The sequence below is a fragment of the Sphingorhabdus sp. genome, assembly GCF_041737645.1.
In the GTDB taxonomy this organism is placed as follows: domain Bacteria; phylum Pseudomonadota; class Alphaproteobacteria; order Sphingomonadales; family Sphingomonadaceae; genus Sphingorhabdus_B.
Genome location: NZ_JBGSRI010000046.1, coordinates 180,986 through 197,074, shown reverse-complemented (window position 1 = coordinate 197,074; position 16,089 = coordinate 180,986). Strand labels below are relative to the sequence as shown.

General features: G+C 55.2%; 12 protein-coding genes. 7 read left to right on the top strand and 5 right to left on the bottom strand.

From position 1 onward, the window contains the following. The first annotated feature begins 24 nt into the window (after positions 1-24). Positions 25-1,233, top strand: a complete 1,209-nt coding sequence (locus ACEW72_RS08155; RefSeq protein ID WP_373475886.1) for an NAD(P)/FAD-dependent oxidoreductase — start codon at positions 25-27, stop codon at positions 1,231-1,233. Positions 1,234-1,293: 60 nt separating this feature from the next. On the opposite strand, the gene typA is transcribed toward ACEW72_RS08155, so the two are convergent. The 3 genes from typA to ACEW72_RS08140 form a co-directional block, all read right to left on the bottom strand. After that, a complete protein-coding gene (gene typA, locus ACEW72_RS08150; RefSeq protein WP_373475885.1) occupies positions 1,294-3,114 on the bottom strand; it encodes a translational GTPase TypA in 1,821 nt (606 codons plus the stop codon). Between the two features lie 130 nt (positions 3,115-3,244). Beyond that, on the bottom strand, positions 3,245-4,243 hold the full coding sequence (locus ACEW72_RS08145) for a hypothetical protein (protein WP_373475884.1): 999 nt from the start codon (positions 4,241-4,243) through the stop codon (positions 3,245-3,247). Further along, positions 4,171-5,103 (bottom strand): tetratricopeptide repeat protein, encoded by a 933-nt coding sequence (locus ACEW72_RS08140; protein ID WP_373475883.1) that lies wholly within the window; start codon positions 5,101-5,103, stop codon positions 4,171-4,173. Before ACEW72_RS08140 ends, ACEW72_RS08145 begins: the two co-directional genes overlap by 73 nt. Before the next feature lie 124 nt (positions 5,104-5,227). Here ACEW72_RS08140 and ACEW72_RS08135 point away from each other — a divergent pair, with 124 nt between their 5' ends. Beyond that, the gene (locus ACEW72_RS08135; RefSeq protein WP_373475882.1) at positions 5,228-6,199 is read left to right on the top strand and encodes a bile acid:sodium symporter family protein; all 972 of its coding nucleotides are present in this window, start codon (positions 5,228-5,230) and stop codon (positions 6,197-6,199) included. 24 nt (positions 6,200-6,223) lie between these two features. On the opposite strand, the gene ACEW72_RS08130 is transcribed toward ACEW72_RS08135, so the two are convergent. Both ACEW72_RS08130 and ACEW72_RS08125 read right to left on the bottom strand, forming a co-directional pair. Further along, complete coding sequence (locus ACEW72_RS08130) at positions 6,224-8,722, bottom strand: ABC transporter permease (protein WP_373475881.1); 2,499 nt, start codon at positions 8,720-8,722, stop codon at positions 6,224-6,226. After that, positions 8,719-9,402 (bottom strand): ABC transporter ATP-binding protein, encoded by a 684-nt coding sequence (locus ACEW72_RS08125; protein WP_373475880.1) that lies wholly within the window; start codon positions 9,400-9,402, stop codon positions 8,719-8,721. The genes ACEW72_RS08130 and ACEW72_RS08125 overlap by 4 nt, the downstream gene beginning before the upstream one ends. A 30-nt stretch (positions 9,403-9,432) precedes the next feature. On the opposite strand from ACEW72_RS08125, the gene ACEW72_RS08120 reads away from it, so the two are divergent. The 5 genes from ACEW72_RS08120 (at position 9,433) to ACEW72_RS08100 (ending at position 16,089) form a co-directional block, all read left to right on the top strand. Continuing rightward, positions 9,433-10,116 carry an arylesterase gene (locus ACEW72_RS08120; protein ID WP_373475879.1) on the top strand — a complete coding sequence of 228 codons (684 nt, stop codon included), beginning with the start codon at positions 9,433-9,435 and terminating at the stop codon, positions 10,114-10,116. Positions 10,117-10,218: 102 nt separating this feature from the next. After that, a complete protein-coding gene (locus ACEW72_RS08115; protein ID WP_373475878.1) occupies positions 10,219-11,427 on the top strand; it encodes a toxic anion resistance protein in 1,209 nt (402 codons plus the stop codon). Between the two features lie 16 nt (positions 11,428-11,443). Continuing rightward, on the top strand, positions 11,444-12,157 hold the full coding sequence (locus ACEW72_RS08110; RefSeq protein WP_373475877.1) for a hypothetical protein: 714 nt from the start codon (positions 11,444-11,446) through the stop codon (positions 12,155-12,157). A 170-nt stretch (positions 12,158-12,327) separates the two neighbouring features. Further along, positions 12,328-14,835, top strand: coding sequence for an FAD-dependent oxidoreductase (locus ACEW72_RS08105; RefSeq protein WP_373475876.1), 2,508 nt, complete (start codon positions 12,328-12,330; stop codon positions 14,833-14,835). Positions 14,836-14,838: 3 nt separating this feature from the next. Beyond that, positions 14,839-16,089: an aromatic ring-hydroxylating dioxygenase subunit alpha gene (locus tag ACEW72_RS08100; RefSeq protein ID WP_373475875.1), complete on the top strand. Its 1,251-nt coding sequence runs from the start codon at positions 14,839-14,841 to the stop codon at positions 16,087-16,089.

The following is a 16,089-nucleotide window of genomic DNA, read 5'->3' as shown; positions in this document are numbered from 1 at the left end:
GTGCGAGCAGTGCAGAGGCTTTGCATGGCAAGTTCCAATCAATATGATGCGATAATTCTGGGTGCTGGCGGCGCTGGTTTAATGTGTGCGTTGACCGCCGGTCAACGCGGGAAACGGGTGTTGGTGATCGACCACGCCAGCGGCCCCGGTAAAAAAATTCTGATATCGGGCGGCGGGCGATGCAATTTCACCAACGTCAACGCCACCAGCGGCAACGCGCAGGAGCGGTATTTGTCGGCCAATCCCCACTTCGCCAAATCGGCACTGGGCCGCTACACCCCCACCGATTTTATCGACCTGGTCGCGGCTTATGGCATCGCGTTTCATGAAAAGACCTTGGGACAGCTATTCTGCGACGGCAGCGCACGGCAGATTGTCGAAATGTTGATGGCGGAATGCGACAAATCCACCGCGTCGGGTGGGCACGTAGATTTTGCATTTCATGCGCCGATATCGGATGTCAGCCATGCCGATGGGCAGTATACTGTGCTATATAATGGCCTGACCGCCTCCGCGCCCGCTTTGGTGATCGCAACGGGCGGCCCCAGCATTCCCAAAATGGGGGCGACGGCTTTTGCTTACGATCTGGCGCGGCAATTTGGGTTGAAGGTCGTTGAACCGCGGCCGGCGCTGGTGCCATTTACTTTGGGTGGCGACGATGTGCTGTTTCGTGAATTGTCCGGCGTGTCTGCCGATGTCGAAGTAAAATGCGGCAAGACGCGGTTTCGGGAGGCTGCGCTTTTGACGCACAAGGGATTGTCCGGCCCTGCAATTCTGCAAATTTCGTCTTATTGGCGGCATGGCGAACCGGTCGGCATCGATTTTCTGCCGGATCAACCCCAAGGTTGGTTGCGTCAATTCAAACGGGAAAAGCCACGCAGCACCGTCAAATCTGCGCTGGGTTCGACATTATCCGCACGGCTTGCCGACATTTTGGCCGACCAGATCGGCGAAACGTGCAATCTTGCCGATGTACCAGACCGTCGTTTGGAAGAGGCTGAGCGGCGGTTGTCGGAATGGCAATTTACGCCGAATGGTACCGAGGGTTACGCCAAGGCAGAGGTGACTTTAGGTGGTATCAGCACCGATGGCCTGTCGCAGAAATCGATGGAAGCCAGAACTGTTCCCGGCCTATATTGCATTGGCGAAGCAGTGGACGTTACCGGCTGGCTTGGTGGCTATAATTTCCAGTGGGCCTGGGCCAGCGGCGTGGCGGCGGGGTCAACATTGTAGCGTTAGCGCCGATGGAATCGTTAGGGACAGCCCCCATAAGGACTGTCCCGGACGCTTGATTTAAGCCGCTTCTTTCTTTCGCGATGCCTTTTTCCGTTCGTTCGGGTCGAGCATCCCCTTGCGGATACGGATATTCTTCGGTGTGACTTCGACCATTTCGTCGTCGTCGATATAGGCAATGGCCTGTTCGAGCGTCATGACTTTAGGCGGGGTCAGGCGGATGGCGTCATCCTTGCCGGTCGAACGGAAGTTCGTCAGCTGCTTTGACTTCATCGGGTTGACTTCAAGGTCGTCGGGTTTGGCATTTTCGCCGATAATCATGCCTTCATAAAGCGCTTCGCCGGGGGAGACGAACAATATGCCGCGCTCTTCCAACGGGCCAAGTGCGTAAGCAACCGCATCGCCATTTCCATTGGAAATCAGCACGCCGTTTTTCCGGCCTTCGATCGGGCCGCGATACGGGCCATATTTTTCGAACAAACGGTTCATAATTCCGGTGCCGCGTGTGTCCGACAGGAATTCGCCATGATAGCCGATCAGGCCGCGCGACGGCGCGCTGAACGTGATGCGTGTCTTTGCCCCGCCTGATGGGCGCATATCGGTCATTTCACCTTTGCGAATGGCCATTTTTTCGACCACTGTACCTGAATGTTCATCGTCAACGTCGATGACAACGGTTTCATAAGGTTCAGTGCGATTGCCGGATTCGTCTTCGCGGAAAAGCACCTTGGGGCGAGAAATGCCCAGTTCGAAGCCTTCGCGGCGCATCGTTTCGATCAATACGCCCAGCTGGAGTTCTCCGCGCCCTGCCACTTCAAAGCTATCACGATCGGCAGATTCGGTCACGCGAATGGCGACGTTGCTCTCTGCTTCACGCAACAGGCGGTCGCGGATCATGCGGCTCGTGACCTTTGTGCCTTCGCGGCCAGCCATCGGCGAATCATTCACAGAGAAGCGCATCGAGAGGGTGGGGGGGTCAATGGGCTGTGCGTGAAGAGGTTCGGTCACGCTCGGCTCTGCAATAGTGTCGGCCACCGTAGCGGTCGTCAGTCCTGCGATAGAGATGATATCACCAGCCTGCGCCTGATCGACGGGAATACGCTCCAGCCCTCGGAACGACATGATTTTTGACGCACGGCCCGCTTCGACAATTTTGCCATCCGGGTTCAGCGCGTGGATCTGTTGGTTGACCTTGACGGTACCGGACAGGACGAGGCCGGTCAGGATGCGGCCAAGGAAGTTGTCACGGTCCAACAGGGTCACGAGCATCTTGAACTCGCCATCGACATCGGCTTTTGGCTCAGGAACATGCGCGACAATGGTTTCGAACATCGGCGTCAAAGTGCCTTCGCGTGCGCTCGGGTCAATCGAGGCATAGCCGTTGCGGCCCGAGGCATAGAGAACGGGGAAGTCAAGCTGCTCGTCTGTGGCATCAAGCGATACGAACAGGTCGAATACTTCGTCCAGAACTTCCTGAATGCGTTCGTCGGGGCGGTCGACCTTGTTGACAACAACGATAGGACGCAAGCCGAGCGCCAGCGCTTTACCGGTCACAAATTTCGTTTGCGGCATTGCGCCTTCGGACGAATCGACGAGCAAGATAACGCCGTCCACCATGCTCAAAATACGCTCAACTTCTCCACCAAAGTCGGCGTGGCCGGGGGTGTCGACGATGTTGATGCGGGTTTCGTTCCATTCGACACTGGTGCATTTGGCAAGAATCGTGATGCCACGTTCTTTTTCCAGATCGTTGGAATCCATCGCGCGTTCTTCGATGCGCTGATTGTCACGGAAAGTTCCGGATTGGCGGAAAAGCTGGTCAACTAAGGTGGTTTTACCGTGGTCGACGTGCGCGATGATGGCGATATTACGCTGGGACATTTACAAAGTGCCTTTTGGGAGGTCAGTTAGGCAGCAACATGCCACCGGATTCTGGCGCGCCCTTAACGCAATATGTGCTGCGGCGCAACATTCGAACGGTCAGATGAATGAAAATGGGCGTTGCAGTTTGTTAGAATGCAGAACTGGCATTGCGTTTAATGGCGACTTCCAGCTTTTTCGGGTTGTAAAGCGACTGATGTTCTTTCGCGGCAAGGCGCTGCGCCAGGCCGGATTTGAAATCGGCGCGCCACGATATTAGCGACGCCGAAAAACCCGTGCCGAATTGGGTGTCCGCTACATCCTGCAAATGCCGTGAGGCATCGAGCAACAATTGGCGTTCAACGCCAAACCGCGATGCAGAAAAACGTTCGTCGATCAGGCCCAATTGATGGCGCGCAGCACGAACCAGCAATTTTGCCGCCTCCTCATCGTCATTTTGGTGCATCGCCAACGCGCCATCAATGGCGGCGTCGATCAGGTGCAACTGATCCTTCAGGCGGCGTTCCTGCGACGTGGTGCCGTCACATTTCCGGATCGCACGTACGTAAGTCGCAAGTGCCTTTAATGTAGTGGCGCTCGGTTCCTTGCCCGCGAATTCTTCGACGATCAGTGTCCGTATCAAGCGTTCAAGCGCGGGGTCGTCCGGCGCACGAGAAACCTTGCCTGGATTAGCAAGATCAGGAATTTCAACGGGATCATAGGCCTTGTTACTACGCAATATACTGAAGAAAGAACTGGTGACATCGGCTGTCCCCGATTCAGATGACAGGCCTTCAACGCGGAAATGCGGGTTGTTGCGGCCATTGTCGTGGCAGCTATTGCAGCTTAAGCCCGCCTTTGCGGCTTGGCCGCCAAGCAGGCTCGGGGTGTTGAAAATGGCCAACCCGGCCTTCAATAGGTCGGCATCGCGTTGATCGAACGACAGGCAACTGGACGGCTGCGTGGTCGCTGCGGCGACTTCGGCACCGGAGTCGGTCCACCATAAGGATTGTATTATAAGGGTAGGCGAGGCCGCGATTGCAGCCCCGCTTAATATTCCAGATGTGATCGAGAGGATCAGCTTGCGGATGTTGCCGCATCCTTGATCCAGCGACGCAGTTCGTCCGCTTCGTGACAGCCGTAACCACACAATGCTTCCAACTTGGCCAGATGCGCCTTGGCCCCGGCTACGTTGCCGCGCTCCAGCTTGAGTTCGCCATAATATTCCAGTGCGCCGCGATGTTGCGGGGCAATGGTCAATGCCGCCTGATAATAACCTTCTGCCACTTCAAAATTCTGCAACTTGCGGTTTGCGAAACCCAAATAGGTAAGAATGTCAGGATGCGGACCGGCAGCCCACAATGCGTTATCCAGCTTGGCAATTGCGTCCTGATACCGTTTTTCGTTAATCAATGCGACGGCCTGTACATAAGTTTCATCGGCAGAAACCGCCTGCGCCAGATACATATCCGGTTTCACTGGTCCCAATGCCGTTTTGCCAGCGACCAAAGCGGCTTCGACCTGGGCTACGGCTTCTTTGAGCTGCTTCTTGTCACGGCAGCCAGCGCCGCAATTTATTTCAAGAACTTTCAGCGCGGCCAATTGTTCGTTGGCCTTTGCGGCGGCGCCCAGTTTTGCGTGGACGATACCCAGATCGCGTTTTGCATCGATCATTTTGTCGTCGTACTTAACAGCCAAAGTCATTGGACCCTTGGCCTTTTTGAAGTCGGCCAAAGCCATATAGCTAGCACCGAGCAGATACTGCGCCTGTGCGTTGCGGGGCATTGCACGAACGACACGTTTGAACGCCTTTACCGCTTCGTCATATTGTCCGGCGCGAAATGCAGTCGCACCCTTTTGGTAATCGACCGTAGGATCATAGGCAGGAGTTGACTGGCTTGGCACGCTGCCACCACCACCACCGCCACCCGCAGCAAAAGCGGGGGATAATGCAACGGCGATAAGCGCCGCCGATGAAATCAATATCAGTTTACCGTTCGGCATCTTCATGGGGATAGTCCTTTCCAAATTTACCCAACATACATAGCATAACTTTGTTACGTACGTAAAGTGCGCGCTTGCCCGTTTGCCAAAATTGCTCCATCGAAGATGAACATAACATTTTTGGCCCGCCGTGCTCCGTAAATTTTTACCCGATCAATTCGTATTGTTGCTGTTTGGCACTTTGGTCCTGGCCTGGTTATTGCCGGTGCCGTTGAACGCCGTGCCGTTGGCGCAGAGCATATCCTTTGCGGGTATTTTCTTCCTGTTCTTCTTGCATGGATTGCGCTTGCCCCGCCACGAAGTTGCCCGGGCGATGATGGGTTGGCAGTTGCAAGGCATAATGCTTGCCTTCACTTTTATCCTGATGCCATTGCTTGGACTGGGCGTGTCGACAATAGCGGCGCAGTTTCTGCCGGCCGCATTGGCCAGCGGCTTGCTTTACGCGGCAATCTTGCCATCGACTGTGCAATCGGCGGTCAGCTATGCAACCCTTGGTAAAGGAAATATTGCCGCGTCGGTTATCGGATCGGCGTTGTCCAATCTCTCCGGAATATTTGCAACACCGCTGCTCTTTGCGCTATTGCTGGGCAGCGCATCGGGGGTGGTGATCGGCAGCGATATAGTCATCAAGATCATCACGATGCTGCTTTTGCCTTTTGTACTTGGGCAAGCTGTACAAAGCTGGTTGGGGCAATGGGCGGCGCGGCAGAAGAAACTGCTTACCATTTGCGATCGCGGGGTGATTTTGCTGGCGGTTTATGTTGCCTTTGGTGCGGCAGTAAGCAGCGGTTCGCTTGAAGTAATCAGCATCGCGTCATTGGCGCTGCTCGTTCTTTTTGCCGCAGTTTTCCTGGGGATTGCCTTTGCTGCTGCCTGGTTTGCCGGGGGCATTCTTGATCTACCCCGTTCCGACCGGATCAGCTTATTGTTCACAGGCGCGCATAAAAGCATCGCAATCGGAGCGCCGATGGCAGCGTTGCTGTTTTCGCCCAAAATTGCCGGACTGATGATTTTGCCAACGATATTATATCACCAGTTGCAGTTGATCGCGTCCGTCCCGCTGGCCAAGCGATTGGCCTCGACGCAGGGCGATTCCGACTAACGTAGCGGCAATAAAATGGATGTTCTAAAGGCTGCGTAACGCTTGCGCCGGACGTGCCGCCAATATGGGTAATGAGCCGACAATGCCGAGCACAAAGGTCAACCCGGCGCCGCCCACCAGAGTCAGCAATAAAATCGCCGGATCTGGCGCAAAGCTGAAATCAAATATCTGCACCACGACATACCATGCAGCGGCCAAGCCTAGGGCCAGGGACAACAGGCCAAGTGTCAAAGCCAATATGCCATATTCCAGGGCTTGCGCCCCCAATATCTGGCCGCGTGAAGAGCCGAGCATTTTCATGATGACGCTGTCATAGATGCGCGATTGCCGGGCTGCGGCAATGGCACCGACCAAAACAGCAATTCCGGCCAGTATCGCGATTGATGCAGCCGCGGCGATGGCTTGCGCCATCTGCGTCAACAATATGGTGATTTGCGAAGTCACTTCACCGACCTCAATCAATGACGCCGAGGGAAAAACCGGCGGGATCGATTTGGCCAAAACGCGCTCGGCTGCTTTTGAAACGGTCACCGTCGCCACCATATTGTGGGGTGCGGTATCAAGGCTTCCGGGCGAGAAAACTATGGCATAGTTCAAGCCGAAATTGTCCCATTTCACCGTTCGTAATGACGCGATTTTGGCGGGAACTTCTACGCCGAGTAAGCTTATCGTCATACTGTCACCCACACCGATGCCCAGCGTCTTGGCGACCTCGGCCTCCAAGCTGATAAGCGGTGGGCCTTTATAGTCGGCCGGCCACCATTTTCCCGCGACGATTTCGCTGCCATTGGGGAGAGCGCCGCTATACGTCAGGCCTCGGTCACCGTTCAATATCCATGCACCATCGGGAAGTTCGTCGAGTTGATCGACCCGTTGCCCGGCAAATTCAATGATAGTTCCGCGCAATGCGGGTATCATATTCACAGACGCTGCGGGATCGGCGGATTTGACCATTTCGGTAAATCGGGCGGCGCCGTTGCGGGGAATATCGAGAATGAAAAAGGTGGGCGCGCGGTCGGGTATGCTGTTTTTTATTTCATTGTTGATGCTCGTCTGGATTGCGGCGAGTGTGACAAACAGCGTTAGCCCGAGACCGAGCGCAACGACCAGTGCCTGTGTTTGCGCGCCGGGCCTGTGCAAGTTTGCGAGTGCCAGCCGGAGCAAAGGTGCTTTGGGTCTTGGCATCCGCATCGCAATAAAGCGCAATAGCCATGCAATGCCCGTAAGCAGAAGCAAAAGGCCAAACGCAGCGCCGACAAAAGCGAGGGAGAATAACGGTTCGCGCGCGGTTACGACCGCAATCCCGACGATGGCCGCGATAGATGCAATTACCCAAATCAGGCTGCGCCGATCGATGCGGGAATTCCCTTCGACAATTGCCCGGAATAATCCAGCGGCGGGGACAGTTCGTGCCCGCGCCAGCGGAGGCAGGGCAAAAGCGACCGCGATCAACAGGCCGTACAAGGCGCTGACAGCGAGCGGCAACGGATGAAGCGCATAGCCGGGAGCAACCGGCAGGATGTCACCGGCAACTTGGCCAATCGCCAGTGGCATCACGCTTCCGACCGCGAGACCGACGGATATGGCAACAACTGCCACGGCGAGAATTTGCAGCATATATATACGGAAAATGGTGCCGCTATCCGCGCCATTGACCTTTAACGTCGCAATGCTCGCGCTTTTGCTGGCGAGATAACTGCCGACACCATTGCCGACACCTATTCCTGCGATGACCAATGCGGCCAAACCTACCAAAGTCAGAAACTGGCCCATCCGTTCGATAAAACGCCGCGTTCCGGGTGCGCCGTTTGAACGGTCGGTTATTTCCCACCCGGCCGAGGGGAACCGCGATTCAAAAGATTTGCTGATGGCTGCAACATCCTGTTCGGCGCTAAGTTTGATGCGGTATTTGGATTCGTACATGCTTCCGGGTTGAATAAGCCGGGTTTCGGGCAGGGAAGCGATATTGATGATGGCTACAGGCCCCAGCGTGAAGCCTTCGCCCAGCCGGTCCGGTTCTTCGTCGATGATGCCGGCGACCTTGAACCGGGCCTCGCCAAAGCGGACGGTTTCGCCTTTTTTGATATCGAGCCGATCGGATAAAGTTGGTCCGATGTAAATTTCGCCTTTGGCAGGTGCATTTACGGCTCCTGTGTCCTTTAATCGCAAGGCGCCATAATGCGGATAAAGCGCATCAACCGCTTTTAACTCTGCAAGCAGGCTGTCTGTGCCAATTGCCATCGCACGCAACCGCACGGTTTGGGAAACGGGCCCCGCTTTTTGCATAGCGGCCAATTCTTTTGCGTTGGCCTGCCGTTGGGCGATGCCGATTTCGATGTCGCCACCCAATATGGTCTGACCACGACGGGACAATTCTTCGCTAATGCCTGCGGTCAAACTGCCGATCGCGGCCAAAGTGGCCACGCCAAGAAACAGACAGATGGCGAGCAAACGCAATCCACGGATACGGGCAGTCAAATCGCGGCGGGATATGCGCCAAATGACCGCAATCGGCAGGGTCACGCTGCGCTTTCCACAATATGCCCGTCATGCATGGCGATGACCCGGTCGCATTTGCGCGCGAGTTCGGGGTCATGCGTGATAATCAGCAATGTCGCCCCTAACGCCGCCCTTCTTTCGAACAAGAGGTCGATAACCGACGCACCTGTTGACCCGTCGAGATTGCCAGTCGGTTCGTCGGCGAAAATGATCTTTGGTGACGCCGCCATAGCACGCGCAATCGCAACCCGTTGCTGTTCGCCCCCCGACAGTTGAGACGGATAATGGGTTGTTCGATGCCCAAGGCCCACCGCCTGCAATTCGGTCGCCGCGCGCTCAAAAGCATCCTCTATGCCCGCCAATTCCATAGGGATCGCCACATTTTCGAGCGCGGTCATGGTTGGTAATAAATGGAACGCCTGAAGCACAATGCCAATACGTCCCCGCCTTGCCCGTGCCAACGCATCTTCGTCCAATTTGGCAAAATCGAGGCCGTCGACTATGACCGTGCCTCCGCTTGCCTGTTCCAAGCCGGCCAATACCGCCATCAAAGAAGATTTTCCGGAACCCGAAGGCCCTAACAAGGCAACGCTGCTATCATAGGGTATTTCAAGATCGACGCCGCGTAAAATCGACACCTCGGCGTCATTACTACCAAGGCTAAGGGTGACATTTGATGCGCGGATTGCCATATCAGATGCCATGTTACGTGGAGCGTGCAAAGGGATGTCCTTATGAACAGAAGTTTTTTGGTATATGGTGCACTATTGGTCGCAATCCAAGGGCTAGGTGCATGTGGGAATAACCCTGTAGAGGAACCTGCCGATATTGCGGTCACAGCCAAAGTCGGCGCCAGCGACAAGTTGGTCGTGGCATTCGGCGACAGCCTATATGCAGGGTATCAACTCGCCCCGAATGAGGGGCTTGCGCCGCAGTTACAGGCCGCGCTTGTCGCCGACGGTATAAAAGCGCGGGTGCATAATGCCGGTGTTTCGGGCGATACGACCGCAGCCGGCAAAAACCGGCTGGCGTTCGTACTGGATAATCTGGAACGTAAACCAGACCTTGTGGTCCTCGGGCTTGGCGGAAATGATATGCTGCGCGGGATCAAACCGGAACAGACCCGCGCAAATCTTGAGGCGATGTTGACCGAACTGAAAAGGCGCCAAATTCCGGTTGTGCTGACCGGAATGTTGTCTGCGCCAAATCTGGGTGCCGATTATGCGCGTGCATTCAATCCTTTATTCCCCGAAGTTGCCGCGCAATATGGCGCAAAGCTATATCCTTTCTTTCTGGAAGGTGTGGTGATGGATAGGAACCTGATGTTAAATGACAATATCCACCCCAATGCCAAAGGTGTTGCGCGCGTTGTCGAAGGATTATCGCCCCTTGTCGAAGCTGAATTGATGAAGAATTGAAGCGCTGTATTAGAAAAATAATACAGCTGGGGACGTAAGTGCTTGAAAAGGTCGGGCGCTCGTTCCATCTGATACATATCCGAAGGACAGAGGAAACTGACGATGTCGACTGAAACCGTTACCCAGACCGTAAGCGAGTTGAAACTGACCCCGCCTGATCCTGTGCCAACCGTCGCACCGCAGCAGGCGATGGGATTGGTGCCGGTCACCGATGAACAGAAAACGAAGCTTGAAGAACGGGTTGACGCCTATGTCGCCGATTTGATCGCGCAGGACGTCAACAGCCCCGAGTTCGGCAAACGCGTCGACCAGTTGACCAATATGGGCCGCAAGGAGATCATGGAAGCTTCAGCCCAGTCAAACCGCTTCCTCGATAAACCGATCCGCCGGATGGACGAAGGATCAGGTGTAGGAGCCGACCTTGCCGAACTGCGACGCGTGGTTGAAGATCTGGACCCTTCGAAAAAGGGCAATCTGATGACCAAGGACCGGTTGTTCGGTATCATTCCTTGGGGTAGCAAATTACGCAATTATTTCGACAGTTACCAAAGTTCGCAAACCCATATCAGTTCCATTCTCAGCCGCCTTGGCAATGGCAAGGACGAATTGCTGATGGATAATGCGGCGATTGATGTGGAGCGCCAGAATCTCTGGGTTGCGATGGGTAAGCTGGAACAGATGGTTGTGATGTCCAAGCAGCTGGATGCAAAGCTGGAAGAAAAGGCGGCTGAACTTGAGCATTCCGATCCGGCAAAATCCCGTGCCATCAAGGAAAGTGCTTTATTCTATGTGCGCCAGCGCACCCAAGATCTGCTGACCCAGATGGCGGTAACGGTGCAGGGTTATCTCGCACTCGATCTGGTCAAGAAAAACAATGTGGAGCTCGTTAAGGGCGTGGACCGGGCGTCGACGACAACCGTTGGTGCGCTTCGCACTGCGGTGACGGTTGCGCAGGCCATGACCAACCAGAGGCTCGTGCTTGAACAGATTACCGCGCTGAACTCGACTACCGCCAATATCATTGATTCCACTGGCAAGCTTTTGCGCGATAATACGGCGCGCATTCATGAACAGGCGGCAGGTGCTACGATCCCGCTGGAAACGCTTAGCCGTGCGTTCCAGAATATCTACGATACAATGGATGCGATTGATACGTTCAAACTGAAGGCGCTTGACAGCATGAAGCAGACGTCCGAGGCGCTGGAACAGGAAGTGCAGAAATCAAAGGGCTATATCGCACGCGCCGAAGGGCAGGCGCAGGCCCTGCAATCGACGCAGGAAAGCGGTCTGCTCGCTTCCCTGGAAAATTGAGAATATTAGGATTTGAATGACCAGCCCCGCTTCGCAATCCGACGAAATCCTTGAAAGCAGCCGCCGTGCACTTCGTAATGTGCGATTGCCGCCTATTGGTACGAAATCGATGGCGCTTCGGCGCGCACATTTTTGGGGCAAAGTCAGCAAGGCCGGACTTGCCGTCGGTGCGGTGCTGATCGGCGCAGGCATTGTTGGCGCTGCCATTGACGGTATTGGCTTTTGGGGCGTCATGATTACCGGATTGGTCGGGGCTGCGGCGGCTTATGTGCTGCTGCGCTATCCTGCAATGCCGATGCCCACGACGGAAACTTTGCGCCAGACCGATTTGGGCACTTTGGCGGGAAAAACAGAAATATGGCTGGAATCCCAACGCCCCGCATTGCCTGCCCCTGCGGTTACTTTGATGCAGGATATCGGCATTCGGCTCGATCAATTGGCACCGCAGCTTCAATCGCTTGACGATAATGACCCTGCGGCGCGCGAAGTGCGGAAATTGGTGGGCGAACATCTGCCCGAGCTGATTAACGGCTACAAGCGTATCCCTGAAAGTTTGAAGCGCAAGGAACATGGCGGCAAGACACCCGAGCAGCAATTGCTCGACGGGTTGAAGCTGATCGACCGTGAGATCGAGACGATGACCGGTCAGATTTCACGCGGAGAGCTGGACAAGCTCGCCGTGCGTGGGCGGTATCTGGAACTGAAATACGACACGGAAGCTCCGCAATAACCCACTGAATGTTACCCCGGCACCTTGGGATCAGCATTTCGGTTATTAAAATCAAAATTGCTAATAGCTACTATTAGAATGTCGAAAGCATGCTCGGTGCGGGCTCAAGATGATTGATGCCTGGTAACCTATTCTGACATAGCAAATCCATCGAGCGCGGGGTGGGTTTAATGAAAACGACAGCACGGGCAGTGGTTATTGGCGGCGGCGTCGTGGGCGTCAGCACATTATACCATCTGGCCAAAATGGGGTGGAGCGATGTCGTTCTGCTGGAGCGAAAGGAACTGACATCGGGGTCCACCTGGCACGCAGCCGGGCTGTTGCCGCTGTTCAACCTCAGCTATTCGGTCGGAAAACTGCACCAATATTCGGTCGGGCTGTATCCTAGTCTGGAAGCCGAAACTGGCCTGCATGCTGGATTTTCGCAAGTAACCAATATCCGTCTGGCGACCACGCGCGATCGTATGGATGAGTATCATTATTATGCAGGTGTCGCGAAGACTATAGGTGTCAACGTCAACTTCCTTACGCCCGATCAGGTCAAGGACATCTGGCCGCTTGCCGATATAGACGGCGTCATTGGCGCTATCCAGCATCCGGATGACGGATATATCCAGCCGGCGGACCTGACCCAGGCTCTGGCCAAGGGTGCGCGGCAACGGGGTGCTACTATTTACCGTAACACGACGGTTACTGCCATTACCCAACAACCCAATGGTGAGTGGTTGGTGTCCACTGACCAAGGGGACATTATGTGCGAGCATGTTGTTTCCTGCTCCGGAAACTTTGCGCGGGCGACAGGGGCGATGGTTGGATTGGATGTTCCGGTTATTCCGGTCGAGCACCAATATATAGTCACCGAACAACATCCCGACATCATGGCCCGCAAAAAGGCCGGATTGCCGGAGATGGGCGTGCTGCGGGAATCCGACGCGAGCTATTATATGCGCGAAGAAGCGGGAGGCTTGCTGCTGGGCCCCTATGAAGTCGGCGCGCCGGCTTGCTATGTCGACGGCCCGGCGGAGAACAGTGAGTATGAATTGTTTCCCGACGCGCTCGAACGGCTCGAACCATATATTCTGGCCGCAATGAAGCGCGTTCCGGCCTTTGGCGAGGTGGGAATCAAGAAAGTTTATAATGGCGCAATTGCCTATACGCCCGACGGGTCGCCCATCGTCGGTCCGGCATGGGGCCTCAAAAACTTCTGGCTAAATGAAGGCCATAGTTTCGGGGTTACCGCCGCAGGCGGCGCGGGTTGGCAGCTTGCCCACTGGATTGTCGATGGTGAACCGACCATCGACATGATGGGCGTCGACCCGCGCCGCTTTGGCGATTATGCAGGGCGTGGCTTTCTGATCGAAAAGAACGAAGAAGCCTATGCCAAGGTTTTTACAGTGCACTATCCCGACGAAGAGCGGGAGGCTGGTCGCGCGTTGCGGCGCACGCCGTGCTACGACCGTATGAAAAATCTAGGCGCCGTCTTTGGTAGCGTTTTCGGATGGGAACGCCCCAACTGGTTTGCACCTGAAGGCTATGCCTTGACCGGGGCCGATCTCGATAAGCCCGATGTGCTGTTGAACGACAATCACCCCGTTGTGGCGGGTGAAGCTGTCCGTGAAAAATGGTCTTTCCGCCGGTCCAACTATTTCACACATGTTGGCAATGAATGCCGCCATGTACATGAAAATGTGGGTATTCAGGATATGAGCGCCTTTGCCAAATGCGAAATATCCGGACCGGGAGCAGAGGCTTGGCTTGATCAGTTGTTGACCAATGCAGTGCCCAAAAAAGTGGGTCGGGTAACGCTGTCCTATCTGCTCACCGACAAGGGCGGGGTGCGGAGCGAATTTACCGTCTACAAGATCGCGCCGCAGCGTTATTATCTGGTGTCGGCGGGTGCCTATGAGCGGCACGACCATGATTATCTGAAAAAGGCGATGCCCAAGGACGGGTCGGTGAGTTTTGAACGGCTGACCACATCGATGGGCGTGCTTGTATTGGCCGGGCCAAAGTCGCGCGCGCTGTTGCAAAAACTGACCGCTGCCAATCTTTCGAACGAGGCCTTTCCTTGGCTGACGGGACAAAAGATCAGCATCGGTCTCGCCCAGGTTGAGGCGTTGCGGGTCAATTTCATTGGCGAACTGGGGTGGGAAATCCACCATCCCATCGAAATGCAGAACTACATTTTCGACCAGCTGATGGCGGCTGGGGTCGAGTTTGACATTAAACCTTTCGGCATCCGCGCGATGACTTCGATGGCGTTGGAGAAGAGCTATAAGCTGATCCCGCGCGAACTGTCGGTCGAATATGCCGCTTTTGAAAGCGGGCTGGATCGCTTTGTCAGCCTGAAAAAGCCGGGCTTTCACGGCAAGGAATCCCTGCTGGCATGGCGGGAAAAGGGCTTCGCCAACGCGCTCGTGACGATTGAAGTGCATAAGGTGACCGATGCTGATGCGCGGGGTTCGGAAGCGATTTATCTAGGCGACGAAATCGTAGGGCGCGCCACATCGGGTGGGTATGGCTGGCGCGTAGGCAAATCGTTGGCGTTGGCCATGGTCCGACCCGACCTCGCGGTTCCCGGAACGGAGTTGGAAATCGCGATATTGGGGAACCGATATAAGGCCAGCATCATTGCGGATTCGCCCTTTGACCCTGATAATGCGGCGCTCAGGAGCTAGGCCATGTCGCGCTTTGAATCCATAAACGCGTTTTTGCAGAAAGACCGGCAGGGGTACACGCTGCCGCGCGAGCTTTATGTGGGTGAAGAGGCTTTCCGGTTCGATACGCAGGTCATGCTTAAATCAGTCTGGCTATACGCCTGTACGGCGGCGCATGTTAAGAACCCCGGCGACTATTTTGTGTTCGAGATCGCGCATAATGCAATCATCATCGTGCGGGGCCGCGACAATGAAATCCGCGCCTTCTGGAACAGTTGCCGGCACAGGGGCGCACGCATCTGCACCGAGCAACGCGGCCGCGCCGCACGATTGATGTGCCCTTATCATCAATGGACCTATGGCCTCGACGGAAAATTGCTCGCCGCGCGCAGCATGGCGGAGGACTTCGACAAGCAGGATTACGGCCTGAATCCAGTGGCGCTTGAAAATGTCGGCGGGCTGATCTTCATTTGTATGGACGATAATCCGCCACCGATTGAACGTGTTAAAGCCGACATTGAAGATCAAATCGCGATTTATGATATCGAACGGCTGAAGGTCGTGATTCAGGATAATTATATCGAAAATGCCAACTGGAAACTGGTGATGGAGAACAACCGTGAATGCTATCATTGCGACGCGGGGCATCCTGAACTGATCCATGTGCTGGGCACATATGGCTTTGGTAAAGGCTTGCCCGAGGACGGCGAAGCGGATGTCGTCGATGACGCGACCTTTGATGCCATGGTCGAGGCGAAGAGGGCGCATTGGAAAGAGCTTGGCATATTCCGCGAGCTTATCGAATTTCCCGATGGCTGGTGGCACAGGATTGCCCGGCTTCCGTTGGCTAATGGAGCGGTTACCCAGTCGATTGACGGCAATCTTGCCTGCAAGAAACTTATCGGGCCATTCAAAGAGCCGGAAAGCTCAAGCCTGTCTGTCTGGACCCAGCCCAACAGCTGGCATCATTTCTGCTGCGACCATGTCGTCACCTTTTCGCTGACCCCTTTAGCTGCCGACAAGACTTTATTGCGGACAAGTTGGCTGGTGCATGAAGATGCCGTCGAAGGTGTGGATTATGATCCCGATCATATCGCGGCCCTGTGGCGGACAACCAACACACAGGACGGGCATTTTTCGATGTTGAACCATCAGGGGATCAGCACAGATGGCTATCAGCAGGGGCCTTATGCGGTGGAAGAAAAGCTGGTTGAGTATTTCAAGGATTTCTATGTCGCCGCGTCGTTAAAGTCGCTGAAGCGAGAAGAGGCGTGA